At 45.2% G+C, this 26,254-nt stretch carries 22 protein-coding genes; 13 read left to right on the top strand and 9 right to left on the bottom strand.

The genetic code is table 11. The features are described from left to right. Positions 1-17 precede the first annotated feature (17 nt). Positions 18-440 (top strand): tripartite tricarboxylate transporter TctB family protein, encoded by a 423-nt coding sequence (locus ACXAGL_RS04095; protein ID WP_474990003.1) that lies wholly within the window; start codon positions 18-20, stop codon positions 438-440. Between the two features lie 13 nt (positions 441-453). Beyond that, entirely contained in the window at positions 454-1,938 is a 1,485-nt protein-coding gene (locus ACXAGL_RS04090) for a tripartite tricarboxylate transporter permease (protein ID WP_474990001.1), read from the top strand. A gap of 216 nt (positions 1,939-2,154) precedes the next feature. Here ACXAGL_RS04090 and ACXAGL_RS04085 read toward each other — a convergent pair whose 3' ends face one another. Next, the gene (locus ACXAGL_RS04085; RefSeq protein WP_474989999.1) at positions 2,155-3,333 is read right to left on the bottom strand and encodes a zinc-ribbon domain-containing protein; all 1,179 of its coding nucleotides are present in this window, start codon (positions 3,331-3,333) and stop codon (positions 2,155-2,157) included. A gap of 187 nt (positions 3,334-3,520) precedes the next feature. Continuing rightward, positions 3,521-4,663 carry a hypothetical protein gene (locus ACXAGL_RS04080; protein ID WP_474989997.1) on the bottom strand — a complete coding sequence of 381 codons (1,143 nt, stop codon included), beginning with the start codon at positions 4,661-4,663 and terminating at the stop codon, positions 3,521-3,523. Between the two features lie 231 nt (positions 4,664-4,894). Here ACXAGL_RS04080 and ACXAGL_RS04075 point away from each other — a divergent pair, with 231 nt between their 5' ends. The 3 genes from ACXAGL_RS04075 to ACXAGL_RS04065 all read left to right on the top strand — a co-directional run bounded on the left by ACXAGL_RS04075 (position 4,895) and on the right by ACXAGL_RS04065 (position 8,310). After that, positions 4,895-5,938, top strand: a complete 1,044-nt coding sequence (locus tag ACXAGL_RS04075; RefSeq protein WP_474989995.1) for a lactonase family protein — start codon at positions 4,895-4,897, stop codon at positions 5,936-5,938. 193 nt (positions 5,939-6,131) lie between these two features. Then, positions 6,132-7,517: a TcaA NTF2-like domain-containing protein gene (locus tag ACXAGL_RS04070; RefSeq protein WP_474989993.1), complete on the top strand. Its 1,386-nt coding sequence runs from the start codon at positions 6,132-6,134 to the stop codon at positions 7,515-7,517. A gap of 25 nt (positions 7,518-7,542) precedes the next feature. Then, the gene (locus ACXAGL_RS04065; RefSeq protein ID WP_474989991.1) at positions 7,543-8,310 is read left to right on the top strand and encodes a zinc-ribbon domain-containing protein; all 768 of its coding nucleotides are present in this window, start codon (positions 7,543-7,545) and stop codon (positions 8,308-8,310) included. A gap of 352 nt (positions 8,311-8,662) precedes the next feature. On the opposite strand, the gene ACXAGL_RS04060 is transcribed toward ACXAGL_RS04065, so the two are convergent. Then, a complete protein-coding gene (locus ACXAGL_RS04060) occupies positions 8,663-9,373 on the bottom strand; it encodes a hypothetical protein (RefSeq protein WP_474989989.1) in 711 nt (236 codons plus the stop codon). Positions 9,374-9,570: 197 nt separating this feature from the next. Between ACXAGL_RS04060 and ACXAGL_RS04055 the strand changes: the two genes are divergently transcribed. The 7 genes from ACXAGL_RS04055 (at position 9,571) to ACXAGL_RS04025 (ending at position 15,622) form a co-directional block, all read left to right on the top strand. Further along, entirely contained in the window at positions 9,571-10,545 is a 975-nt protein-coding gene (locus ACXAGL_RS04055) for a cell wall-binding repeat-containing protein (protein WP_474989987.1), read from the top strand. 460 nt (positions 10,546-11,005) lie between these two features. Then, the gene (locus tag ACXAGL_RS04050; protein ID WP_474989985.1) at positions 11,006-12,256 is read left to right on the top strand and encodes a hypothetical protein; all 1,251 of its coding nucleotides are present in this window, start codon (positions 11,006-11,008) and stop codon (positions 12,254-12,256) included. After that, the gene (sipW, locus tag ACXAGL_RS04045) at positions 12,237-12,800 is read left to right on the top strand and encodes a signal peptidase I SipW (RefSeq protein ID WP_474989983.1); all 564 of its coding nucleotides are present in this window, start codon (positions 12,237-12,239) and stop codon (positions 12,798-12,800) included. The genes ACXAGL_RS04050 and sipW overlap by 20 nt, the downstream gene beginning before the upstream one ends. Before the next feature lie 72 nt (positions 12,801-12,872). Further along, positions 12,873-13,466, top strand: a complete 594-nt coding sequence (locus tag ACXAGL_RS04040; RefSeq protein ID WP_474989981.1) for a CalY family protein — start codon at positions 12,873-12,875, stop codon at positions 13,464-13,466. 60 nt (positions 13,467-13,526) lie between these two features. Beyond that, the gene (locus ACXAGL_RS04035; RefSeq protein WP_474989979.1) at positions 13,527-14,210 is read left to right on the top strand and encodes a TasA family protein; all 684 of its coding nucleotides are present in this window, start codon (positions 13,527-13,529) and stop codon (positions 14,208-14,210) included. Positions 14,211-14,242: 32 nt separating this feature from the next. Next, on the top strand, positions 14,243-14,863 hold the full coding sequence (locus ACXAGL_RS04030; protein WP_474989977.1) for a class D sortase: 621 nt from the start codon (positions 14,243-14,245) through the stop codon (positions 14,861-14,863). A gap of 21 nt (positions 14,864-14,884) precedes the next feature. Beyond that, entirely contained in the window at positions 14,885-15,622 is a 738-nt protein-coding gene (locus tag ACXAGL_RS04025; RefSeq protein ID WP_474989975.1) for a hypothetical protein, read from the top strand. Between the two features lie 81 nt (positions 15,623-15,703). On the opposite strand, the gene ACXAGL_RS04020 is transcribed toward ACXAGL_RS04025, so the two are convergent. The 3 genes from ACXAGL_RS04020 to ACXAGL_RS04010 form a co-directional block, all read right to left on the bottom strand. Continuing rightward, positions 15,704-16,027: a DUF2628 domain-containing protein gene (locus ACXAGL_RS04020; RefSeq protein WP_281658644.1), complete on the bottom strand. Its 324-nt coding sequence runs from the start codon at positions 16,025-16,027 to the stop codon at positions 15,704-15,706. Between the two features lie 215 nt (positions 16,028-16,242). Next, on the bottom strand, positions 16,243-20,715 hold the full coding sequence (locus ACXAGL_RS04015) for a hypothetical protein (RefSeq protein WP_474989973.1): 4,473 nt from the start codon (positions 20,713-20,715) through the stop codon (positions 16,243-16,245). Between the two features lie 40 nt (positions 20,716-20,755). Further along, positions 20,756-22,141 carry a sugar phosphate nucleotidyltransferase gene (locus ACXAGL_RS04010; protein ID WP_474992331.1) on the bottom strand — a complete coding sequence of 462 codons (1,386 nt, stop codon included), beginning with the start codon at positions 22,139-22,141 and terminating at the stop codon, positions 20,756-20,758. A gap of 100 nt (positions 22,142-22,241) precedes the next feature. On the opposite strand from ACXAGL_RS04010, the gene ACXAGL_RS04005 reads away from it, so the two are divergent. Continuing rightward, positions 22,242-22,922, top strand: coding sequence for a response regulator (locus tag ACXAGL_RS04005; RefSeq protein WP_474989971.1), 681 nt, complete (start codon positions 22,242-22,244; stop codon positions 22,920-22,922). Here ACXAGL_RS04005 and ACXAGL_RS04000 read toward each other — a convergent pair. The 3 genes from ACXAGL_RS04000 to ACXAGL_RS03990 are packed head-to-tail and all read right to left on the bottom strand — an operon-like array spanning position 22,899 to position 26,153. Continuing rightward, on the bottom strand, positions 22,899-23,774 hold the full coding sequence (locus ACXAGL_RS04000) for a glycosyltransferase family 2 protein (protein WP_474989969.1): 876 nt from the start codon (positions 23,772-23,774) through the stop codon (positions 22,899-22,901). The two genes, ACXAGL_RS04005 and ACXAGL_RS04000, sit on opposite strands and share 24 nt — an antisense overlap. Further along, on the bottom strand, positions 23,771-24,937 hold the full coding sequence (locus ACXAGL_RS03995; RefSeq protein WP_474989967.1) for a glycosyltransferase family 4 protein: 1,167 nt from the start codon (positions 24,935-24,937) through the stop codon (positions 23,771-23,773). Before ACXAGL_RS03995 ends, ACXAGL_RS04000 begins: the two co-directional genes overlap by 4 nt. Continuing rightward, positions 24,921-26,153, bottom strand: coding sequence for an MATE family efflux transporter (locus ACXAGL_RS03990; RefSeq protein WP_474989965.1), 1,233 nt, complete (start codon positions 26,151-26,153; stop codon positions 24,921-24,923). The genes ACXAGL_RS03995 and ACXAGL_RS03990 overlap by 17 nt, the downstream gene beginning before the upstream one ends. Positions 26,154-26,254 lie beyond the last annotated feature (101 nt).

The raw sequence follows: 26,254 nt of genomic DNA, 5'->3' as shown, positions 1-26,254 counted from the left end.
GAAGGGAGGAGAAGGACGTGAAAGATCTTCGCCTTTGGATAAATGCGACTATCTTCATCATCGCTGTATTTTTGTTCTGGAAGACGTCGCAGTTCAATACGGCATTCCAGCAAGAGGGAGTAGGGCCAGCTTTTTTCCCGCGGGTCACATTGATCGTCATCATGGTCCTCACTGTGGTCGAAACGTTCCTCGCGCTTCATAAAGCGGAGGAAGAAGAATACCAACAGGTGATGAACAAGCGACTTCTGCTATTCATCGTCACCATTGGGGCGTTTGTTTTTTTATTCCAGACATTACCTTTTCTAGTCATATCTATAATTACCCTGTTTTTAATGGGGGTTATTCTCAAAATAAAAGTCCTTTCTTCTGTCCTATTATCGGTAATCCTCAGCCTGTCTGTTTATTACATTTTTACGGAAGGCTTCAACATCATACTCTAGAAGGAGGGGAACGATGGTCTTCTTAGGAGATTTACTCCAAATAGGCACGATCACATTCATTTTGATAGGTAGTACCCTCGGTCTGTTCATTGGTGCGCTTCCGGGACTTACGGCGACGATGGGTATAGCTATACTTACGCCTCTTACCTTTTGGCTTCCACCGGAACAAGGACTGGCTATGCTTATCTCAATCTATTGTACAGGTATATTTGCAAGCGGAATCCCGGCGATTCTGATTAACACACCAGGCACCCCTGCATCAATGGCGACAACCTTCGACGGTTATCCATTGACGAAGAAGGGGAAAGCAGGACTTGCGTTAGGAATCAATGCCATTTATTCAGGACTTGGTGGAATCATCAGTACGATTTTTCTTATCGTGCTCGCCCAACCTATATCAAGCTTCGCCTTAAGCTTCGGAGCCCCAGAATACTTCGCCTTGGCAATTTTCGGTTTGTCGATGATGATCGGGGTGTCGGGAAAATCAATGATTAAAGGAATGCTTACAGGGTTTATTGGATTATTCATAGCAACAATCGGGCTCGATCCGATTGTCAGCACACCCCGTTTCACCTTTGAGCAGAGCGCACTTTATGACGGTATTTCCTTTATCCCGATTATGATCGGTTTGTTTGGTGTCGGAGAAATCTTTTATCAAGTGCTTGAGAATCCACAGAAGTTAGAGAAGGCGAAGCAGCATATCGGGCGGATTCTGCCGAACAGGAAGGAGCATAAGGAGATGATGAAGCCCTTTGCCATGTCCTCCATTGTCTCCACTTTCATAGGAGCCATTCCTGGTGCGGGTGGAGATATAGCGTCGATTGTTACGTGGGAGCAGAGTAAGAAGTTTGCTAAGGATAAGAAGAAAGGAGAATTCACCAATGGATCGCTCAGCGGCCTAGCTGCTACGTGTACTGCGAACAACGGCGTTATTGGCGGTGCCTTTACGACCATGTTGACACTCGGCCTTCCGGGCGATGCAGTCACTGCGATTCTTATCGGCTCGCTTATGATGTACGGGATGCAGCCGGGTCCCAATCTGCTTGTGGAAAACCCAGATATCGTTCACACCATCTTCGGACTCTTACTGGTTTCAAATATATTCGTCATTATTATTGGCTTGTTCGGAGCCCAACTGTTTTCAAGAATATTGTTGCTTAAGCAAGAATTCATCTGGATTTCAGTCATCCTATTCAGTATCGTCGGTGCGTACGCTCTGAACAACAGCGTATTCGACGTATGGGTGATGTTCATAAGCGGATTTATCGGACTTCTGTTTAGGAAATTCGATTATCCATTAGGGCCGCTCATTTTGGGATTGATTCTCGGACCGATGGCGGAGTCAAACTTCCGGCGGGCTTTGGTGATCAGCGGCGATTCCTTATATACAATATTCTTTACGAGACCGATTTCTCTGATTTTGCTCAGTTTGGCTGCGATTTCCTTGTTTTTCCCTTTGATCAAAATGATTAAGGAGAATCGTTCGTTAAGTAATTAGATAAAAGGGTGTTGCCCATATTGTGGCACCCCCTTTTATAAGGGACAAAAGAATTTACCCCATCGACTTGAAAATATTTAATATATCTTTCCTTTCTTTAAATCTCCTTATTACTAGAGGGGGGTGAAAAATTCATTAGATAAATCCAAAAGAACACATGAGATATGTGATTAACATACTTACTTCCCAAATTAGATTTTTACCAATCTAACACATTTAATAAAAGTCATTCTCTTTCCACTTCATAAGTTGTTCCTGCCAGTAATGATTAAGTTTCAAGAATTCTTCGGTTTCAATCCCTGCATCAATGGTCCTCCCACTTGAATCGATCCACCGTATCAATAGACCATCACTGAAGTAATAGCGGTCCTCCTCCCCATCTTTTTCGGTGTAGATAAAGAAAAGTTCGCCATTATCCGTATAAAATGATTCAATGGTGGACCCATCCAATTTCTGTTCAACTAATTTCCTGCGTACCCGGTTTTCATTGATATACTCTGTCACATCAGGGGCAGCGGTTTCTTGAGTGTAAAGGTTCTGGTTTTCATTGATGTGGCTGTATTCAGCTTTAATGGAATTCACTATGGATGGTACGTGAAAGCTTCTCGATAACAGCTCTTCCTCTTCTTTGAATACTTTCGTGTGTAACAGTAAAGTAAGATTTTCTTTGGTATCCCCGTAAAGAATAGGAAGGGAGTATCCACAGGAGCCGGAATAGGAAAGCATGTCTGATGGAAACATGGTTTCTGGAACTTGATGATCACAGGTGGTCGAAATAGAAATGGATGTATTGCTTCCTGTGCTTTCTTCTATCTCCTGAGCTATGTAAAAAACTTCTTGAGCCCAGGCTCTTAACACATCGTATTCGCCTGTGTCGTACAATTGATATAAAGTAAATATACCGTTGCTGTCAGGGTTTTCAATCGATAACTCTATCTCTTGCGCGTTCTTGTTCAACGTCCATGTACCAAGGTCAAAAGGATGGACATCTGCCAGATTATTTAATTTTTCCTCATAACGAGCCAAAGGGTCTTCTTTATTCTCCACAGATTTTTCTGTAGTTTCCGGTTCGCTTGTATGTTCAACTTCACTCTCCTGAGATGCTGGAGGCGCGTCTTCATTTCTCTCTTCTTCAACTTCCAGAACGCTGCCTTTCTCCGGTTTAACTAAAACTTCTTGATCAAGGTTCTTTGCACGTAAGTGGTCCCAACTGTAATAACCGGCAATAAAAATCAGAAGGAATCCGGCCAGGCAAAAAAATAAGGCCGACTTTTTTCTTTTGGATTGGTTTTCAGAGACAGCTGGGATGGATGAACTGAAATCTTGGCCGCAATTCTCACAGAAATTAGTGTCTGCTTTTAATTTCATTCCACAGTTTGTACAGAAATCAGGCATGCTCTCACCCTTTCGTTTAATGAACGATTCATTTTATGACGAAAGGGATCATTAAAGACTTTATACCTTTTGAATTTGTAATTTTATCCTGTCTATATGATATTCACGCTGAATGCCGGAAATCCAATTCGTGCCACCGAAAAAGAGCCACCATCCATGATTACGCAGTGGATGGTGGCTCTTTAATTTATGAAAGGTCAAGAAAAGCCTGGGTAAAGGATTTATGCTGGTTCCATACCCAGAGCGTATCGGCGGCAACGACGGCGGCTTCCGATTCGTCCCTTACCCCATAATAGTCGGGCAGATCCTCCGGACGTTTCTTGGGGTGAAGAACGAACTCCTTCACATAGGGATTGTGATGATCGGCTTTTTGAAGGAGAATTCTTGTTCTCCTTGTCAGCCCTTCTGTTAAATAAGCAAGAATGGCTTCATAAAACAGGAAGAAGGTATCGGATTCCTGTATGGAATTTAGTAAAGCCCTGGCTTCTGTGTAGTATCCATGTTCTAAGTACAGCGGAAGAAGCCTATACCGGATTCCTTGGTTGTCCCCCTCATCCAATCGCAGCAGTTCGCGGTAATGAAGGATCCCTCCGTCAATGTCGTACTCACGGATCAACTGTTCAGCATACGCCGCTTTTGCACGTAAATACGGACGGGCATCAACCTCCATCCAGAGTTCTCCTGTTAAATCTTTCATGATAAAAGGATCCATCGCGTTTTCTCCATTGATCATGGCTTTTGTCAGTATCTTTTTCTTCTTGTGATTATACGGGGAGAATTCTGCGAGAATGATGTAAAGGTCTGGATGGTACGGGTGGATCGTAAACAATTCTACGCATAATTCGATTTTCTCTTGAAAGGACGCCCCATAAAAACTGGAAAAGAGGTCCCCGAGCATAAAACGCTGGTCCATGGTAAGTTCCGTGCTGAAATTACCGGAATAGGTCTGCATGTGGAGAACTTGGTCAACCAGTTCATCCAACAGCTTAGAGTTTGGGGGCGGTGTCTGGAACCTTCCTTCAACGGCCGCCCTCCAGTAGGAAGATATGATATCTCCTGCCGTATCACTGAGCCTGCGGTACGCCTGGGACACTTTGTGGGAGGTGACGCCATACTTGTCTGCACATGCCTTTTGCGAAATTTTGGGTCCTAGGAACGTTTTTGAAGCGAGGTACTCAAGTCCTGCGGCGAAGCAGTAAGGATCCTGAATAACAGGCTGTTTTCTCCGACCGTATTCCTCCCATATATGGGTGATGGCCTCCATATGTTTGTCATAGTCGGTCTGCTTTTGTTTGAATAATGTCAGTACCGTTTGCTGGTCTTCATTCACAGGGGAAAACTCCTTTAAGATAGGTAATTACATAAAGTTTACTTGGTTGGTTGGATAAAGTAAATGCGGCAGCTGCTTGTGTGCTTCAAGCAGTTGTGTACAGGAGTGTTTTTATAAATGTGAACCAAGTACTTTGACTTATGAAAGATGGTATTGATTTAGGACTGCGGGAGTTTATGAGATAATTAATTCGGAAATTCATTTATATTACCCCAATAAAGGAGTTTTACTATGCCGGAATATGTTGGTTACATCGGTACGTACACCAAACAGGAAAGTAAAGGCGTCTATCAGTTCACGCTTGATACAGATACTAAGGAACTGAAAAACGTTCAGTTGGCTGCAGAACTGCAGAACCCTACGTACGTCACCGTGAGTGATGATCAAAAGAATCTTTATGCGGTTTCCAAAGACGGAGAAAATGGTGGCGTCACGTCCTTTTCCATCAATGAAGAAACGGGAGAACTCACGAAGTTGAACGCTCAGACAGCTGCAGGATCTCCACCGTGCCACGTGAGTGTGGATCATTTGAACAACAATGTTGTCACGGCTAACTATCATACAAAAGAAGTGGTCTCCTACCTGACCAATGAAGATGGATCGTTGAATCCTGCAGTTTCAATCGTGGAGCATGAAGGGACCGGTCCTCATGAGCGTCAGGAAAAGCCGCACATGCACTATGCAGGCTTTACCCCTGATGAAAAATACGTGATAGCGATTGACCTTGGCAGCGACCGTGTCATCACTTACGCCGTAGACAATGACGAGTTGAGTCAGGTACAGGTGTTCAACACGAAACCGGGTTCCGGCCCTCGCCACATCACCTTCCATCCGAACAAAAAGTATGCCTATGTGATGACGGAGCTCAGCTCAGAAGTGCTTGTGCTTCATTACGATGAGAAGGATGGCAGCTTCACCGAGCAGCAGGCCATTGCCGCAATCCCTAAGGACTTTGATGAAACCAATGATGGCAGTGCCATTCATATTTCTTCAGATGGACAGTTTGTTTATGCCGGCAACCGCGGGCATAATTCCATCGCCGTTTACGAAGTCGATCAGGATACAGGGAAACTTACTTTTGTAGAGTGGACCTCAACAGAAGGGAACTGGCCGCGTGATTTCGTGATGGATCCTTCCGAGGAGTTCCTGATTGCGACGAATCAGAAGTCCAACACGATGACGTTGTTCGAGCGGGACAAATCAACCGGCAGGCTGACGCTTGTTCAATCTGATGTATTCGTGCCCGAGCCGGTCTGCGTGAAGTTTACAAAGTAAATAGAGGAATAGGAAGAAGAGGGCGTCCCATGGAGGGATGTCCTCTTCTTTTTTATGGAAAAAGGGACAGTCATACACCCCCGGCCGTTTGAGTATAGTTAATTACTCCCCATTATATGGAACTAAATCAGGTGAAGGGAGGAAGGTACATAGCAGGCGGGGAAACACCTTCAAGGGCGAGGGAGGTCGCTGGATGGAAGTATGTAAACACTGCGGTCATGAGATGGGCGGGGAAGAAACCTTTTGTACCGAATGTGGTGCACCCAAGGATGCTCCGCTGACCCGGTCGGAAGCTAAAGCACCGAGACCACCGATGCCGCGGAAAAAGAAAATCACGCTGATCTCGATAGGGGCGGTTTTTGTTGTGCTGCTGACTGCTCATTTGATTTTGTCATCGATGCTTGACCCGACGACGAAGATTCGGGCGATGGATCGTGCGGTCACGAATAATGATGCGGCGGCTTTTGTAAGTGAGTTGTCCCTGGATGAAAAAGCATGGCTGAATGAGAAGGAATACCTGCAGTATTTGAAGGAAAACGACTGGGAGACCATCCGTGAGCAGATGCTGGATGCCGTCAGCGGACAACAGCGGTTCGATACCATCATCCGCGATGAATACGGCAGCCCGATTTTGTCTGTCAAAAAGACAGCCGTAATCCCTGGGATGTACAAGACGTATGAAATTGAAGCGGTTCCGACTGAGATCAGATTCTTAACGAACATGGACGAGGCTTCCTTTACAGTCGGCAAAGAAAAAATCACCGTGGAGAATGCTGGAGAGGACGAAGTCACGGTCAAAGCCTACCCTGGTCTGTATAAGGTGAAGGGGGAGGCATCGAACGTATATGGAAGTTTCAAAGAAACGTGGGAATACCAGGTGCTGGCGGAGGAATCGGATTATTATATGGAACTATATTTTGCAGGGACTACGTATGATGTCGATACCAACCAGCCGGAAGCGATTCTTTTTGTCAACGGAAAGAGTACGAAGAAGTCGCTGAATGAGCTGGGAGTCATCGGTCCTGTGCCGGACGGAAACAAGCTGGCCCTTCATGCGGAGTGGACAAACGATAAGAAAGAGGTGGTCAAGTCCGGACAGATCCGTACGGAGGATGGCGACTACTGGGGTGAGCTGAGTTTTTATTTTGAGGAAGAACTGGAGGAACCGGAGGAATCGGTCTTTGAATACGTACCGGAATCGGATGACTCCGAAGCGGCCGAGGATCACGTGCTCGATTTCCGGGAGGTCTATGAAGAAGCGTTGAATGCGGAGGACTTCTCGATGATTGCTCCTTTCCTCGAGGATGGCAGTCAGGCTTCCGCTGAGTTTAAGGACTATTTGGACGGGATCTCCGGCAAAGGCTTCACCTATGCGTTTACGGAGAATAACATTGTGAAATCTACTGCTTATGGAGTGGATGGCTATGTGGTGACAACGGATGAAGCGTTCATCTTTACCGACTCGGAAGGAGAAAAAACGCACTACGAGCGGACGAAGGATTATACCGTCGTGAAAGAGGGCGACAGATGGAAAATTGAAGAGGTAGCGATCAATGAAACCAATCGTTCGGATGGATAATTTTTAATGAAGGGATTGGGATGTTATGCATTGTGCGACATGCGGAAATCCATTGAATGAAGACAGTAAATTCTGCGGAAAATGCGGGGCCTCTGTTCTTGCGGAGCATGCGTCGGCATCGACTGTGGAAGCGGCTGCATTACCTCCGCAGAAGGATTATACAGAAACGGCTAAACAGACAGGGCGTCAGTTTTACCGTTTTGCCCTTCAAGCGCTGCAGGAACCGTTTCGGGCCAGTCAGCGGGCGGATGCTTCCCAGCGAGCGAATGGTTTTATTGCTTTGCTGCTGCTCGCTTTTCTCATGCCGTTCTTTTCTTATTTAGCGGCCAGAAACGCGGCTGTGTGGACCTTCGGTGATGCTGTGCCGGATGTATTCTTTGGTGTTCTCGTCCTGCAGCCTTTCCTCTATCAACTGCTCTTTTTAGCGATGTTTATCGCGGTCAACCTTGGTGTAGGCAAATGGATGCGGGTAGAGATCACTTATATGAGCGTCCTGGCAAAATACGGGTCGCTCGTCATTCTTCCTGTGACCGGACTTCTAGTTGCCAATCTGTTTATGCTGCTATCAATGAATGCGGTCGGGACGTTTTTCTTTTTTGTGAGTATTGCGTTATACGTAACGGCAAGTACGGCCCTTTTATTCTCGATTCAATCGGGTGGAACAGCTAAAGGTCTGGATGTGTTTTACGGCGTCATAATGACGAATGTGGCGATGGCGTTTTTCTTTTTGATCGTGATGATGAGTATGATTGACCGGATGATAGGGGAAATGGGTGTGCCATATGGATGGTAATAATCTTATTGTTCTTTTTAAAGTGGACTTGTTAAAACTCTAATGGATGTGTATTTTTTCGTTTTTCTTACTTTCATGTTATAAGTCATCTCGAAATGGCAAATAGTTTGCATGATGTTTCATTTTGAATAAGAAAAGAAAGCTATTGCTCACTCTATTAATGTTAGCTGTTTAATAATTGTTAACAAATATGATTAGCATAGTTGTGTTTATTCACGAAACATAAAAATATCACTAAATTAAAACAAGCACCCTCCTCAATTGTTAAGAAAGGATGGTGCTTGTTTTATGGGAAAGTCCCTATTAGTTTTTTAACTATTAGGGACTTTCGTTATGTAAGGGAGATAATTATTTACGCTTTGTAATCTGGATTTGATTGTTCGTATCCGGCATAAGTGTCTATATCTGTATTTCCATCCCCATCTCTCCAGTATCCCTCTATCCATTGGCCATCTCTCCAATGCCCTTCTACATAATGAGCATCTACATGATGAGTGTTCGGGTTTTCTATCGATGTCTTTTCTGTTGGATCGTATTCATTTGGGGTGCTGTCGAGAGAACTTACTTGATTGCTATGTATTCCACTTTCGCTGCCATTTATATCAATCACGTCTCCCGCATCAAGTATGCTAACACCTAAAACTCCAACAGCGGCAGTAGTAGTGACATTTTTCAAACCCTCCTTCCATCTTTTTTCATCACCCTCCACAACACCATTCGCTACTTCAGAAATATTAGTAGCTGTATGTTTGATAGTGTTTCCAACTCCTTGGAAGGTCTTTCCCACCCCGTCATTTAAATCTTTAAATGCATTAGCTTGATGTTTAGAGTCTTGCTTTATTGTACTTTCAGCTAGTCCGTAAATGCCACTGGCCGTTTCCCCTATTCTCTCACCTGCAAATTTTGTAGAGGTTTGGATCCCTTTTCCAACTCCACTAATCCACTCTCCAGCTTCTTTATTTCCTTTTTCAGATATTTTCTTACCAACCCACTTAACTGGCTCCCCTGTAACAGTACCTACAATGTCTCCAAGCCCTTTTCCAAGTTCTTTTAAAAACCCCATATAACTACCCCTTTTATGATTCTTTATAACTAAGTCTATAATACTATATAGGGGGGCGGCAACCTATTATGAGAAAATATTCTCATGTATATTTTTTATTCCCCTGTCTTTTTTACCGATATATATATTGTGGTTGTTAATTATGAGTAAATTATAAAAATATATATGTTTAATGAAAAACATTATAGGAGGATGTAATGAAGTTATTATCAGTTCTAATAAGTGTGATTTTATTCTTTATGATGCTAGTATCACCTAGGGTACATGCAGAAGAAAAAGACCGTCTGGCCGGATCCAACCGCTTCGAAACAGCTGTAGAAATCTCCAAGTCAGGCTGGAAAACAGCGGATACTGTGATCCTATCCACGGCATACAACTTTCCCGATGCGCTTGCAGGCGGACCTCTGGCAAAAGAAATCGACGCTCCCATTCTTTTGGTACAAAAAGATCGGCTGACTGACACGACCCGCGCTGAAATGGAGCGCTTGAAGGCATCCGAAGTTATCATTCTTGGAGGCAGGGGTGTCATTTCTGAATTAGTTGTAACAGAAGTAAAAGCAATGGGACTTACTATTGAGCGGATTGGCGGAAAAGACCGCTATGAAACAGCAGCAAAGATTGCAGAACGGATGGAGAAATCGGATACAGCATTTGTTGTCTACGGCGATAATTTTCCCGATGCTCTCTCCATTGCTCCCTATGCCGGCCAGGAAGGACACCCGATTTTGTTGACGCGTACCGCTTCCCTGCCGGAGGTTACCAGGGAAGCTCTCCGTTCTGTTGATCATTCCTTTGTGATCGGAGGTTCGTCGGTGGTCAGTGATGAAGTGATGAACGAATTGCCTGATGCCACGCGTGTCTCTGGAAATAACCGTTTTCGCACATCGGCTGAAATTATCCGAAGGTTTCAAATGGACGCAGACAATGTCTACATCGCCACCGGTTACAGCTTTCCGGATGCATTAACAGGATCGGTGCTCGCCGCAAAAAACAACGGGGCGGTCATTTTAACAAAAACAGACAGTCTTCCTGTAGAAATGAGCTATCTGCTGAATCAGAAGGTATTTGAAAGAGGGGTTGCCCTTGGAGGGACGAAGGCTGTTTCGGAGGAAGTCATATCTTTGGTAAAGATCATGATTGCGAGGCTGAATTTTTACAGTTGTCCAGTTTAGATTGATTAAAATCCAATTATATCCAGCTACCTGGAGGTATGGATGACTTAAATAGTTTATGAGATGATGCGTTTTTCCTAATTTGGAAGACGCATTTTTTGCTGTTTTTCTGACTTCTAAATGAATGTGAATCGATGGTGGATTTAGTCTTATTAAGGGGATAATGTAGGTGGTTTTATCGAAATGATGTATTATACCATTCTATATAAAGAACGCACAAACATGAAAAATGTCCCTTTTATATGGTAAAAGGAGTAATTTATTGAAAAAATATGATTTGATGTTCTTTATCAAGAAATTAAGCCTTTTTCAGGGATTTCCATTTAGGATGTAAGGGCTATATAATCAGGTTACAAATTCTTTATAAAGAACGAAGTGTAGCTCGAAAGAACGACACGCTTCCAAAAAGGGGTGAAATCCTCTGCAGTCTAAAAGGGCTAAATTTAAAGAACAATGGAGAATGAAAGCATTGAAAAAAACGAAGCAGTTGACAGTAGGTGTGGCCGTCAGTTCTTTAATTGTTGGAGCAAGTTCTCATTTGGTGGGAAGTACCTTCGGAGCTTTTAACAGTAAAGATACATCTACCTCAGAAATTCAGGCATGCGAGGTGTTCCCTGCATACATAAATGAGCAGTTGCAGGAATTGAAAAAACTTGTAGATGAATATAATATCCATTTCGATGAAATTCCGAAAGTAAACAGTTATTCCGGTGACTTTAAGGATATCGATGATATTGATCAATATTCGGTCGATGAATTGCTTAATGAAAAAAAACGTATGAATAACTTTGTTGAAGATGTAGATAAAGCCATGGATGACCTTAAAAATTTAGAAAAAGAACTGGGAGGTTCACGGAAAATTCTAGAAGCAGACAGTATGGCTGTATATGAGAGTTTAAAGGTGATTTCCAGCCTTCCTGAAAAAACGATATCTTCCTGCTTGCAAGGCTCTTACCCATCTGCAGGTCAGAATTTAGTAGAAGCTTTTAATGAACATGGTTTAGACGATAGACAAGTAAACGACCTCCTGAATTACTTTTCTCATAATCAATTTACACAGTCCGATACGCCGGTTATAGGGGAGTCGACACTTACACACATGGAAAGTTCCTTTCAAGATAAGATTATTAGTTCTGAGGAAAAGATAGAAACCAGCAAAAAGGAAATGAATGCAAAAAAACAAGAAGTGAAGTCCTCTTTGGAGAATGTTGAAAAGGCAATTGAAAAATTGAAGAAAGAGGAAGAGGCTGAAGAAGCTGCCGCTAAAGCAGCTGAGGCAAAGGAAAAAGAATCTGAAGCAGCAGAAAAAGAACGTAAAGCCAATACAGAAACAGATGATCAAAAAGGGTCTTCTCAAAAAAAATCCGAGAAACCCCCTGAGGATAACCAGGAACCAACAGATACTCAATCAGAACCTAAGGATAATCAGCAAAATTCCAAGTCTTCAGAAACAGATATAACGGAAGAAGATGACAATACCGCAACTTCAGAAGGAACCTCGAATCAATCAGTAGATTCTTCCACACCTGAAGAGAAAAAAGAGAAAAATGAAAAAGAAAGTGATTCAGAAGCTTCTGTGACGAGCCAGGAGCAGGAAACTGAAGAGAAGAAAAAGGCAAGTGATGTGGATGCAGCCGTGACCAAGGAAGATGTAGAAAAGTCCAGTCAAGACAGCGAAAAAGGGGATGCACATGAAAAGGATACTAAGTAATCTGGTGACTTTTGTACTCTATGGTGTACTAATTTTCATGGTGGTTATTGTCGGAATATCTAAGGTTTCCGGCGGCGAATCGACGTTTATGGGATATCAGTTGAAAACTGTTCTTTCCGGATCAATGGAACCTACTTTTCAAACGGGGTCCATCATCGCTGTTGAACCAACAGAAGATGGCACGGCTTATAAAGAAGGAGATATCATCACTTTCTTACGTGAGGAAAATGTCCTGGTTACTCACAGGGTTATGGAAGTGAAAGGATCCGGGGAAAACGTTTCTTATATAACTAAAGGCGACAACAACGACGGGGTCGATTTAGAACCTGTCCTGGCGCCAAATGTGATGGGTAAATATACAGGATTCACCATTCCTTATATCGGCTACATGATGGATTTTGCGAATTCAAAACTTGGATCACTGCTTCTACTGGTTGTACCGGGCATTGGGTTGTTTGGTTATGGCTGCATCTCAATCTGGCGTGAGCTTTCGAAGATTGAAGAGAAGAAGGAAGAAACAGAAGAAAAATCTGCAAAAGTTTGATCAATGGTTGTACTCCTTGTACATAAGCAAGGATTCAATATATCACATATTTTTCAAAGGGAGGAAGTTTGTATGGGTTTGAAAAAGAAATTAGGGTTGGGTGTAGCATCAGCAGCTTTGGGATTGTCTTTGGTCGGAGGGGGAACATTTGCCTACTTCAGTGATTCAGCAGAGGCTAGCGGATCCTTCGCGGCTGGTACATTGGATTTAACCGCTCAACCTACAACTGTCATTTCAGTAGATAATCTTAAGCCGGGAGACACGATGGTACGTTCATTTGATTTGGTGAACGGTGGAAGCTTGGATATCGGTTCTATTGAACTGGCTACAGATTATACAGTCACGGGTGCTGGAAACAATAATGGAAATGATTTTGGTGATCATATTCGTGTTAACTTCCTGTTCAACGCGGACAAGCTGGACGCTCCTATTTATTCTACGACTCTATCAGAGTTAAAGTCTATGAGTCCTGATGTTATTGAAGGGAACATCTTTGGACCATGGTTCGCAGAACGTGGTGGAAAACTGGCTGCTAATACTTCTGACACGCTCTACGTTCAGTATGAGTTTGTAGATAATGGAGAAGACCAAAACCACTTCCAAGGGGACTCTCTATCTCTAGAATGGACATTCAATGGTATGCAATCTGAAGGCGAAGCACGCTAATACAGTAGTCGGGGGATATCCTCCCCCGGCTTTTATATTTTAAATTTAAGGAGAATACATATGAAAAATTCAAGTCTCTTCTTAAAAATCATTTCCATTTATAGTATCTTCATCTTACTCTTTGTCCTCTTTAACCCCGTGGGATCCACACAAGCTTTGGAGAACCAGTCCAGAATTAATATTTCTACTTCACAAGATCGAATGTTAAATATAAAAAACTTCAAACCCGGTGACTATGCCGTCCGGTCGTTCTCTTTAGCTAATGAAGGGACGGAGGCTGTACAGTATGCTATGACTTCTTATCTTAAACAAGGATCCGAAAAATTTTATGAGCAGCTGCAATTCATCCTGGAGATAAATGGTGAACAGACCTATGACGGGCGTTTGTCGGATTTTCAAGACGTAACTTTAAAGAGTCTGAATGCCAATCACTTGGATGAAATGAAAGTTCGGATTGAATTTCCTTATGAATCAGGGAACGAGTTTCAAGGATTGAAATCCGATGTCGTTTTCCAATTTTATGCTGAATCTTTCCTTCCATCACCAAACAGTGGAGAGGGTAGTGGATTGCAGGAACCATTTATTGATAGATGGAAGGAAGGACTCCTTCCTCAAACAGGAGAGAATTCTCCTTGGGCGTATTACATAACAGGCGCAATCCTTATGATAACGGGAACTGTTTATTATATGTTGAGTCGAAAACGTAGACAGAACCATGAAGTTATGGGAGCAGAATCTTCTTAAGGTTTTGCTCTTTTTTTATAGGAGGGATTAAAGTGGCACGTGGTGCGGTGGTGCTTATCGTAATAGGTTTGAGTATTATGGTTTATCCGTGGTTGGAGGATCGTGCAGCGATTGTTAGGACAGACCGGTATGTACAACAGCTTGAAAATGGAGAATGGCCCCGGAAAGTCCATGCTCAACAGGAATATGAGTTAGAGGATGTAAGTGAGATGTTAGAGGTTGGCTTGAAAGAGGGGATTCCCGCTGGTGATGAGGATGGAGACATTATTGCACTTATTGAAATTCCTTCCATTGATTTGAAACTGCCTGTGTTCACGGGTGTCAGCGAATATAATTTAAACTACGGCGTCGGTTATATGAATGGGGAAAGAGAGTTTGACCATAATGGTAATGCGGCTTTGGCTGCTCATCGCGGATATGCTCACGGGAAATTATTCAACCGCTTAGATGAAGTGGAAAAAGGTGATCATATCCAAGTTAAAACAGAGAATAAGGACTATATTTATGTAGTACAACGTACTTTCCTAGTGGAACCTGATCACTTAGAGGTGTTGGAACCTATTGAGGGAGAAAGTTGGATTACCTTAATCACGTGTGATCCCATTCCAGATCCTACACATAGACTGATTGTACAAGGTGAATGGGTCAAATAAAACGAGAAGGAGTGGTTGAAATTGAAGAAGTGGAAGACAGGGCTGATCCTGGTCAGTGGAGTAACAGCGATCATTCTGCTTAATGAAACGACATCTTTTGGAGCGAAGATTCTGAGTAGTGAATCTGAGCCGGCAGTAGAAGTCAACGAAGAGGTGCCTTCTGGTAAACAGCTGATAGACAAGTCTTTGGGAGCCATGAGCAGCGTAGAAAGCTTCCATTTTCTAAGTGAAGAGTTGAAAGATTCAGGAGAAGTGGAAGTCATGATGGAAGGGTATTACTTAGCGGGTGATACGCCGAAGATATACACGAAAACCACATCCATGCAAGGAAAAGAGCCACTTGAAATGTATGTGGAAGGGGAGCACCATTATATTCAAGCGGGAAGCGAATGGATCCAGCTTCCTTCAACTAGTAATAAAACTCTTTCTTTGAATAACCTTACAACTGATCCATTTGATGGATGGACTGATATGGAAAGTTTTGTTGTGAATATGGACAAAAATCATTATGTTTTATCCAAGGAAACAGATGTCTCCATCCATGAAAAGAAGAAGGAAGAAAATCCGAGTGACTTCAAAAGCGAATATCCTGTGGAAATGGTAATTGATAAGGATACTTATTTAGTAAAGGAATACAAAGTGGAAACAAGCGATGGGACGTTTATTCATACGCTTAGTTCTGTGAATCAAGTTGAGGAAAGTATTTTTCCTCAGGTAAAGGCTGCAGGTTCATATGATAGAAACGATGTTCAAAAATAAACAGAGGCTGCTGAAGTAAGATTGGTTTAACTTAGTTGGAAAAAGGTCTGGGTGCATACACCCAGACCTTTTTCTTAGAAATTAAGCTTGTTGGACAGAAGGGGCAATGATGTCCTGCTGCTCAAGAATTTCACGGTCTCTCTGGTTCTTTGGTAGATAGCCTTTTTCAAGGAGTCCCTTGATGTAAATCTTATTATATACGAAAGAAAAAATGATACCTGGTATCCAAGCTCCAAATCCAAGAGTGAAAATACCTGCCAGTAAGGCTGTGATAAACATGATTGCAGACCATTTCAAGTCTCCTCTGATCAAGGCAGGGATGAATCCGAAAAAGAATGTCGTCCAACTGAACCCTACTTTGACTTCTTTTACAACCCCCGCATTGTTTTGTAAGCTGACTTCCATTATGTAACCCCCTAAAATCGATTAGGTGACTATTATACTATAAAACTCATCTTTGTAACCATTAATTTGAAAAAATGTATGCGTAATGGAGGTGGTATGTGGATGTTTATCAGATGGGAGAACAAAGTATAAGTTGTCGATAACATAGAATAAGTGTGTGAAATATAAAAAAGCCCATTTGATATTTATCAAATGGGCTTAGGTTAGTCTCATTATCACGATGCTTCAATCTCCTGTGATTTCCTCTCCCTTTTTCTAATCCATACATAAAGAACAATAGCGGATAAGAAACCTAATGGGAACAGTCCAAGCCCGATGTAATAAATCGTTCGTAGGACAACGGAAAGCGTCCCTTCTCCAGACTGATCCGTAATAAAGGCTGTCGAAACGCCATTAATGACCGTCTCCCCCCGCATCTTGTCATCGCCGATCTCCATTTCCCAAAGCGGGTTGGGTGACTCGCGGAACAGGAGCGTTTTGCTTTCATTGGCATCATTGTCGAAGGTGAAGGTGCGTTTCATCGTATCCACCCGCTCCCAGGCGGTTGTATCTGTTTCACCTTGATCGGGAAGAAAGCTCGCCATAGAAGATCCTTCATATAAGAACAGCTGATCCACCAGCGTTAAATCGGAGTAGCGAACAATGGAGTAGTCCTCAAGTTCGAGGCTTCCTTCTTCCTCTTTATTGCCGCGTGCCCAGATGTGAAACTGCATGCGTACCGCTTCCTCAGGAGCCTGGACGATCTGTTCGTAATCGGTCCACTGATCCTTGTCCTTTTCCTCCACATCCTGGATAAAGGCGGTATCGATGATCCGGTCTTCTTCATCCAGGAAGAAAACCTTCATATGGCGTTTGACGACAGATTCAGATCGAGCCTTGATTCGGACAAGGTATTCGCCGTACGCCTCTACTTCGATTTTTTTCGAAGCGTAAATGTACCAGTCACACGAGCAGGTCGGCTCGTAGGAAATGTCCATGCCGCCGTCATTTTTCACGCCGTTGTACATGCTCGGATTGATCGAGAGGCAGTCGGTACAGTCGTCATTGTAAGGGTCCGGAATTTCCTCTTCGATATTGACTTCATTCGGGTCGAACTTATGCAGATCGTCTACGGTGCTGAGAAGCGGCGCTTCACTTTCAACATCAATGTTCAGCGTGTAGGTGCCCTCTGTAAGATTTATTTCCGGTGTGTTCAACGTGTGAAGGTTGTCATAATAGCCCTCCAGGTCCCGGTAAACGTAAGGGTGCTCGTTGAACTGCATGTAGTCAATGACGACATCGCTCCCTGTATCTGTGGACGTAAAGTCCTCATTACCGAATGTAAACGTCTGGACTTCGTTTTGTGAGTCTTCTGGTGTCAGCGTGATGGTCACGTCTCCGTCCTGCTCGGGAATGGCGTTGGCCGCAAGGGAAAAGGAGTAGGTGCCTGATTTTAAGATGTCTACCGTTTTTGAGAGCGTGCCTTCCGCGAGGCTGATGCCTTTTCCACTGCTCAATTCCGGGAAGGAGCGTTCTGTCTGGACATGTCCATCGACTTCAAAGTCCCGTTCACCTTCAAGGTTCATGAAGACCTTCGGTTCCTTCAGCGTTTCGGAAAGCTGCTCTTCCGTTTCGTTCAGGACGTCTTCCGGGACGAGTGCGAATACATTCACGGCATTGAAGCCGGACCGGTTGGTTACGTCGATGTCATAGGAGCCGCTTTCTAAGGAATACGTTCCGACTTTCATCCATTGGAACTGATTGAGAGAGGAGACAGAGGAGAGCGTCGCTGCTTCTCCATCCAGTTCAATTTCCAGGTCTCCACCTGTTTCACCGGTGAACGTCCGCATGTATAACGCATATTCTCCGGATTCCTGTACGTCTTTTGTCATTGTGAACGTATTTTCTTTGGTGTAGGCTTCATAACTGTGTATCTCGACATCATGAATCCACCAGTACGTTTTCTCTTCCGGCTGCTGATAGGTCAATAAATCAAGGCGCACTTGTTCCGTACCAGGCGGGGAGACATATTCACCGGTGAAATTCAGCGCATCGAAGGATTCCTGATTTTCAGGAGAGACGACGTAGCTCACACCGATTTCCTCCCCTTCATCGTCATAGAAACGCGCCTTTAAGTGGAGACGGTCGACCCCGCGCCCGGAGATGAGCATGTTGAACGTGTACGGGGTGTTTTCTTCGGCGTCAATCATGCCGCTTTTGGCGACCTGCCAAATATTCTTTGGATCTGCAGCCGTGACATCTCCGGAAACGACAGGAAGGTTATTGTATTCATTCGTCGGGTTGGCCTGCACTTCAAACAGCTCTGGATTATCAGGGGTGAAAAAGATCTCTTTTCGAAGCAGACTGTCGAAGTCCTCGATCAGTTCGCCTTCCACCTGATCCTTTTCATAAGGAAGGATATCCAGCTCTGCCGAGGCAAAGGTGACACCGACGCCTGTGTCATAGGCAAAATCTCTCGAGTCGTCACGGATATCCTGGGATTGAAGGAACCAGTTCCATTCCGATTTCTCGACAAGCGTTTTCCCCCATTTCATAAAGGCGTTGGCCTGGTCAATTGCATCGAATGGGTACAGGTAATACTCCTCAGGAATCTCTGACAGGAGAAGGTCTTCCTTCTTGTTCACTTCGACATAATCGTCCGCTGTGGCCTCAGATAGATGACTGTCCTGATTCAAGGATGTAAACAGGACCCCGTAATCTCTGAAATGAAAGGCATCAAATCCGTGATAGCTTTCGAGACGCGACAGGCCGTAAGGGGTGTAGATTCTGGATGGCACTTCATACAGATAGGGAAGCTGAAGCTCCTGCTTGAGTTCATAGAGTGTGAAAATGTCCCCTGTATGATGGAGATCTATCCCGTCCTGTATAGACAAAATCTTTTCGTTAAAGTTCTGCCTTTCCTCCTGGGACAGGTATTCCTTGTGATAGGCGAGCTCGTTGAGGCCAAACGTGCTGTATAAGCTGGACAGGTTGGAGGATCGGCCTGTATCTAAAAGATCCTGATAATAGTTCAAGGTCTGGGTTATGCTTTTTTTATTGCCTTCGTGGTGGAACAATGTATTCTTCGGTGATGAATAGACGTGGATATCCCCCGTTGCTTTCGGCATCGCCCCGTCCGCAGAGGCATCATTCCAGTAAGGTGTAGCAATTCCGGCATAGGGCTGGGTCATCTGGTCTGCGACAGGGATGTATAACACCCGGCTGTCAAACGCATCCGGTTCGATTAACTCTTCCTCCAGAGCGGCATATTCTTCCGGCTCTTCAACAGGGGAATAGTATCCTTCTACAAAATAATGACGCATCGGATCGGCATACAAGATCAGGCAGACCGTCACAGCAGCAAGAGAGAGGAACTGGACAATATACGATTTCCGTCCTTCCTGAGCTTTCATGAACTGCATCCACTGAATGACTCCTACAGATAGAAAGACAGAGAAGTTGACCGCCAAGAGGCCGATGAATTTGTTGGGGTCCCGGAAGACGCTTCCGATGACCGGTGTTTTGGTTACGAGCAGGACGAAGGATTCGGCAAACCATGAATAGTACACACCGGTGGCTCCCACAAGAAAGAACACAGTCAAAACGGAAAGATACAGGATGATGGCGTTCCTGTACGCCCGTGTCAGAATGGCGAATAGAATGAACAGGAATAAGAAGCCGCCGCCGGCATAAAACGTCCATGGAAGTTCGGTGAGCGGGAACATCGGCCACCAGTAGCTGATGAAATACAGGACGTTGACGAGACTGCTGTTTCTGCTGAACAGGGACAGCGTGTCTACAACGTTGATGTTGTGCTGACTGGCCTGGGCATCAAGCAGGATGCTGCCGCCGTACATGCTCAGCCAATAGAAGCTGAAGAAAAAGAACAGGAATCCGAACAGCAGAATCCGCAGAATGAAATGTGTCGTAATCGATCCCAGAATACGAAAGCCTGCGCTCCGGTGTTTCCAGTACGCTTTTACCAATAAAAGCACGCCGATGATGCCGAGATAGATCGCTCCGAAGAAAAAGTAATGAATCGCCGCTGCGGCTACCGAGAAGGTGAGGGCAAGCAGCACCGCATCAATGACGTTGCGCGTATACAGCCGCTTTTTCGTCACATCATATCCTGGAATCAGCTGGATCTGGAACTTTGGATCAAACAAGTTGAAAAACAGCATGATGATCAGAGGGAAGAGGCTGTATCCACAGAGCAGATAGATGTGCTGGACCCGGAAAAGCACCCACGGGTTGACCGCATAAAAGAGGGCACCCATGGATAAGCCCATGATCATAAAGAATGTAAAGTGTTTCGTAAAGTAAATACTGACGACACGTTTAATGAACAGGTACATTGTGACGGCAGACAGAAGGAGAAGGACGGTAATGAACCCTTTGATCAACAAAGGACCGCTCCCCTCAAAAACCTGGGCAAGTATGTAAAGCGGGAGGATGAACATCAGTCTTGGTACGTTGAATAAGGTGGACGTACTCCATCGTTCGTTCCAGCCACCGAAAATCTCTGACAAATACCGCTCTGCTGAAAAGCCGAAGGCAAGATCGCTGAAGACGACGTGCCCCGGGCCGTAGACCGGAAGCAGGTACAGAATGATAAAGGCGGTCATAAACGTGACAGCGATGGCATCATAACGATAAACCCAGAGAAGTTCCTTCATTCGTCTCCAGAAGCGTGCGGCTTTTTCTTTCATGCTTCTCCCCCCTTTTGTAACGTCTAAGGTGATGGAAAACTTACTTGAGCTGGTGGGACGGCGTGGTTCTCATAATGCAGCGTTCCTCGATTTCCGCCCATGTGTGGAAGTACATATCGATGTCGTCTGAGGACGTTGACTCTCCCAGCTGAACCTCGATGATTTCCATGTCCGTTTCTGCTTTGAGTGCGTGTTTTTTCTCTGGTGGAATCGTCAGCACGTCACCGGGCTTCACCTTCGTAATGATTTCATCCTGAGCGACCCAGCCGGTCCCCTGCACGATCGTCCAGATTTCTGTACGGAAGCGGTGGGCGTGATAGCTCAAGTTCTTCTGTTTATGAAGCCACAATTTGCTCGTAAGGACTTCCTGATTCTCCTCGTTCTTCCGAAAATCAAGAATGCGCTGGTGTCCCCATTGTCCTTCTTCGTACATCGGCCGGTGGCTCGTATCTTCGATTAAGCTCTTGATTTCTGCACTTTTTTCCTTATCTGCCACGAGCACTCCATCAGCCCCGATGGCAACGATGGCATCGTCTATTCCGTGGACGAAGACGGGAAGGTCGAGTTCGTTGAAGATATGGGTGTTGTGGCATTCGGAGGACAATGTGCCGCGTCCAACAATCTGGCTGCCGGATTCCTCTGTAAGCGTATTCCAAGTTCCAAGGTCTTTCCAGAAGCCGTCGAATTCCTCGACGATCATGGAGCTTTCCTGTTCCACGACGGCATAGTCGAAACTCGTTTTCGGTAGGGTATCGTACGTATCACGCAGTTCAAAGTAGTCAACGGGACAGCCGTGGTTTCTCAAATGGTCGATGAGGTAGCCGAGTTTAAAAACAAAGACACCGCCATTCCAGTATGCTCCGTCTTCGATCAACGCTTCGGCTCGTTCTGTTTCCGGTTTTTCTACGAAATGATCGACCCACGATACACCGTTCTCTTCCTTTGGAACGATGTAGCCGTACTTATTGGTCGGGTGGGAGGGCACAAGACCCAGCAGCCCGAGGCTGGCGTTCTGCTTTTCACATGTTTCAGCCAGTGTCGTTAGTTTATGGAAAAAGTCGGTGGAGGTAAACGAGTCACACGGGGTGACACCGACCCACGTATCCTCGGGACACCCTTCGACCGAGTAAAGATAGCTGCAGGCAAGCGCGATGGCCGGGTACGTATCTCGTCTTGAGGGTTCGAGAATCGTCGGGACATCGGCACCAAGCTGGCTTTTGATTAAATCTTTCTGCAACCGGTTGGTAATGATGAAGGAATCTTCTCCGAAAGGGGTATCCTGCAGCTGGCGGTAGACCCGCTGAAGCATGGAAATCCGTCCGCGCTCCTCATCCGGAAGGACTTTCAAGAACTGTTTGGATCTTGAATCGTTGGATAACGGCCAGAGTCGTTTTCCAGAACCTCCGGACATCAGCATAAGCTTCATATTGTTTACCATAGAAACCGCTCCCTTATTTAAAAATTCAAACTTTTTCAGAGTGCTGTGTTACAATGGCCTCATTACAGCCTAAGGTGAGGTGACCGATATGGAAGGAACCATTTTGTTCGTGGATGACGATCCACTGGTTTTATCAATTATTAAACGTTCGCTTAAAGATACTCCTTATAAAGGGGTGTTTACCTCATCGTCCACCGCTGCTCTCGACATTCTGAACGAACAAGAGGTCGATGTCATTGTGACGAACCTCCGGATGCCGAAAGTAGACGGTGTCGAACTCTTGAAAAGTGTACGCGCGGCGTTCCCCTTTGTCACGCGCGTGGTTTTGACCGGCTATCTTCAGGTCCATTCCATCATGGCGGCCATCAACCACGGCGAGGTTTTCCGCTTTCTTACCAAGCCGCTGCCTGTGCATGGACACTTCATGAAGGTGCTTGAGGACGCGGTCCAGTACTCCAAAACACTGAAAGAGAAGTATAGTGTCATGCTGTCCATCATCCAGGACGTGTTCAGCTCCATTCAATATGAGTTCATCTGTGTGGATGAACACTACAATGTTTTAGAAAAAAGTCCAACGATAACGGAATATGAAAAAGGAGAAAACCTCTACTCAGACGTTGTTTTTCTGGACGATGATGAGGCGGTGGACCGAAAGAAAACGGTTCATCTAGCCGCCCTCGGTCCAATGACGTCCATCGGGAACACCAATCATTACGGGCAAATTTATTTCTTTTTCAGAGAGCTGTCATTTCGACAAGTTCTTCAATAACTGGACACCGCCGCCGACACTTAAAGATACATACATAAACACAAGACCACCGGCTAAGTGTGGGCGGGCGGCGTACTTCTTCAGATTCTCCCTCTTGTACAAAATCGGACGGAAGAAATACCATCGCTGCAGCGCTTTTTTAATACCTTGATCCTCCGATTCCAGCGTTTTCGGCATGACCTCAAAGTAGTACATTTTTTTCTTCATCAACTCTTTATAACTGACATATTTTTCATCATGATAGACGGCTGTGAACACGGCTCGTTCTACACGTCCCCCCATGTCCATGTAGCGGATCGTCGGCTGGATTTCCTCGAAAGAGATCTGATTCACATTCATTCCACCGGTTTTCAAGTATTCCTCCACCTTCCAGAACCGGGCTGCTTCAATCGAGTTGCGGCCGATATCCGGGTCTGACACATGATAGAGGTTCCGCTCAAACACTTTCACACGGGAAAACAGATTCTTATGGCGGGAGTAGGCGACTTCAGGGATGACGAGGGCGCCGGTATCTCCTTGTTCCAGGTAGGCAGTACATTTCGACACGAGGGTTTTCTCGAGCATCATGTCGGAATCGATGATAAATAAGTAGTCCACGCCAAGTTCAAGGGCGTGATCGATGGCTGTTTTTCTGGCAATGCCGCGTTCCCCGTGGGGGAGCTGGATGAAATGGACGCGGCTGCTTAATGCTGCATACTTTTTTATGACCGCGGCCGTGTCATCTTCAGAGCCGTCGTCAACGACGACGATTTCGACATCCAGATGATCCTGGTAAATACAGCTTACCAGGCATTCTTTCACGTACGCTGCGCTGTTATAGGTGGAGAAAACGATTCCTGTTTTTCCGCTCATTTTTGGACCTCCTTTTGTTCAAGAAAAGCTGCAAAGGATTCCCCTGTGTGATCCCAGTGAAACCGGCCGGCAAATTCGTACGCCCGTTTCTGCATGAGGGCATACTGGACAGGGTCATCGGTAACGAGCCGCATTTTTTCGAACAGTTGTCCCGGGGTGTTCTTCTTCACCATGTATCCTGCGTTTCCTTCATTAACGGCGTCCCGGATTCCGGGGGAGTTGTAGACGATACTCGGTGTGCCGACAGCGGCTGCTTCGGTCACAATCAATCCCCATCCTTCACGCAGGGACGGAAACATCAGGGCATGGGCCCGGCTCATCCGCTTCAGCTTTTCCTCTTCTGATACAAAGCCGAAGAATGTGACAGGCGCTTGATCCTCCTGATCACTCCAGGAGATGCCGGCCTTTTGTAAAAGCGGATAGATGTCCTTCTTCAGGTAGTCTTCGTTCTTCTTCCCGATGATCCAGAGTCTGCCGGATGGATGGGTTCTACGATACTGGATAAAGGCTTTCACAGCGGCGTCAATGCCTTTGTAATTGGCCATTCTTCCGACATAAATGAAGGTTTTCTCCGGCTCTTTCGGTCTCCATTCATCCTTCGACCACGGGTCAAAATCAATCCCTTCCGGCAGCACCCATACTTGATCTTCGGAGAACCCGGCTTTCACGAGATCCTGCTTGGTCGAAGAGGATACAGTGATCGTGGGATCCTTTTTATGAAGCTTGAGAAGAGGGGTCTCTGACAGATACCCGAAAAAGCTGTAAGGAAGGGAAAGGTTCCTAAACCAGATTTCCCTTGTCAGCTGATGGATGAAAAAAATCCGTTTGCCGCGTTCCACCCATAAAGGAGAAAAGAACTGGTGAGTATTGCACTGGTCGATCACGTAGGAGATTTCCTGTCTGTGCGTCCGGTAGAACCGGCGGGCATGGGAAATGACGGTTCGGATGTCTCCTTTTCGAACATACTGGACCCCGTCGATGTACTCTTCCGGTGCAAGACCTTCGTACTGCGGAGAAAAATGAATGATCCTCCAGCCTTTTTTAACGGCGCGTTTCGCCATTTCGTGCGTAAAGATTTCTGCACCCCCGCGTTTGGGGGAGTGTATATCCCTCCAGGATAAGAAAAACAGGACAGGGGCATTGGTTTCATTCGTTTTGATCAAAAGGCATCCTCCTCAATGAGCGTAGTGTATCGATGAAAATGAGTAGAAAAACAGCGGAATAGCAGATGAACTCAATCCAGAGAATCTGAGTGAGCGATGTATGGAACTGATTTAGTAAGGCTGCGAGAGTTATGGCGCCGCCTCCCATGTAAATCATGTACCGGTACCGTTCAAGGGCGATGTTGATATTCACAAAAACCATGATGAGGACAAAAATACAGTAGACGAGTGCACCAAGTCCGAGATACTGACCGGCTTCTATGTATTCATCTCCAAAGAACAAAGCGACGGTCTCGTCCAGAAATGTAAAATAAACAACAAGGGCGATTACCTCTACTGCAGCAATGAGGCCGACGAGCCGGGCTCCCATCTTGATGAACCCCTGACGGCTTTTCACACGCTCATTCAAGTAGGGAATAAACAGTGTAATCAGACTGAGAGCTACAAAAAGCAGCAGCTGGCTGTATTTCAAGACGACTGCAAAAGCCCCGGAAATCTCCGGCAGATGATAGTTGACGATAATCATATCAAAAGATGTAAAGAAGTAGAAAAAGAAATTGGCGCCCAGGATGAAAATATACACATTCCAGAAGGCGGGCTGAGTCTGGCGGTCGGCGTGTTCCGACGGTTTACGGTAAAGATGAAACGCCTGCCATACTGCTGTTCCGAGCGATAACAGCATGCCGGCCAGCACGCAGATGAGTGTCATGACAACGCTTGGGTATTTCGGAATGAATAGAAGAACAATCAATAGTTTCGTGAGGTTTTCGACATAGAGGCTGATATTGATGTAATAGAATTTCTTTCTTCCCTGGAAGATCCCTCTCAAGTAGGAGACGGCAATATGAATAAAGAAGATAGCGAGCAGCAGACTCCATTCCAGCAAGGACATGCGGAGAAGGTCGGTCATCCATGGTGAAAGAAAGGTTAATAGAATAAGAGAAAGGGTGCTGAGAGCAAGGATGTTCCCTCCACTCCAATTTCTCATCGCTCTCGTCCACTCCCGTTCAGCCACCCGCTTGGCGACGAACGTCTGGATCGACATGCCGAGTACAAATAATACAGCAAGAATGGAGAGCGCAGCACTGAGACGGCCATAGTCCTGGGCGGCCAGGTACCAGCTCATGAAAATGTGGAAAAAATAGTTGGCCCCATTCAGTAATAGATCCAGAGAAAGGAAAAGGATTGACTGATAGCGGAGCATGAGATTCTTCAAAGGCACCACTCCTCTGATGGATGAGATAGGCAGATTTACCAATTACTTTTTGAGTTTTCCGACTTTTGGGAGTATAATATTGGTAACTATTATAATGAACA

It is taken from the genome of Halobacillus sp. ABA4_118, from assembly GCF_056160205.1.
This window is presented reverse-complemented; position numbering and strand designations above follow the sequence as displayed.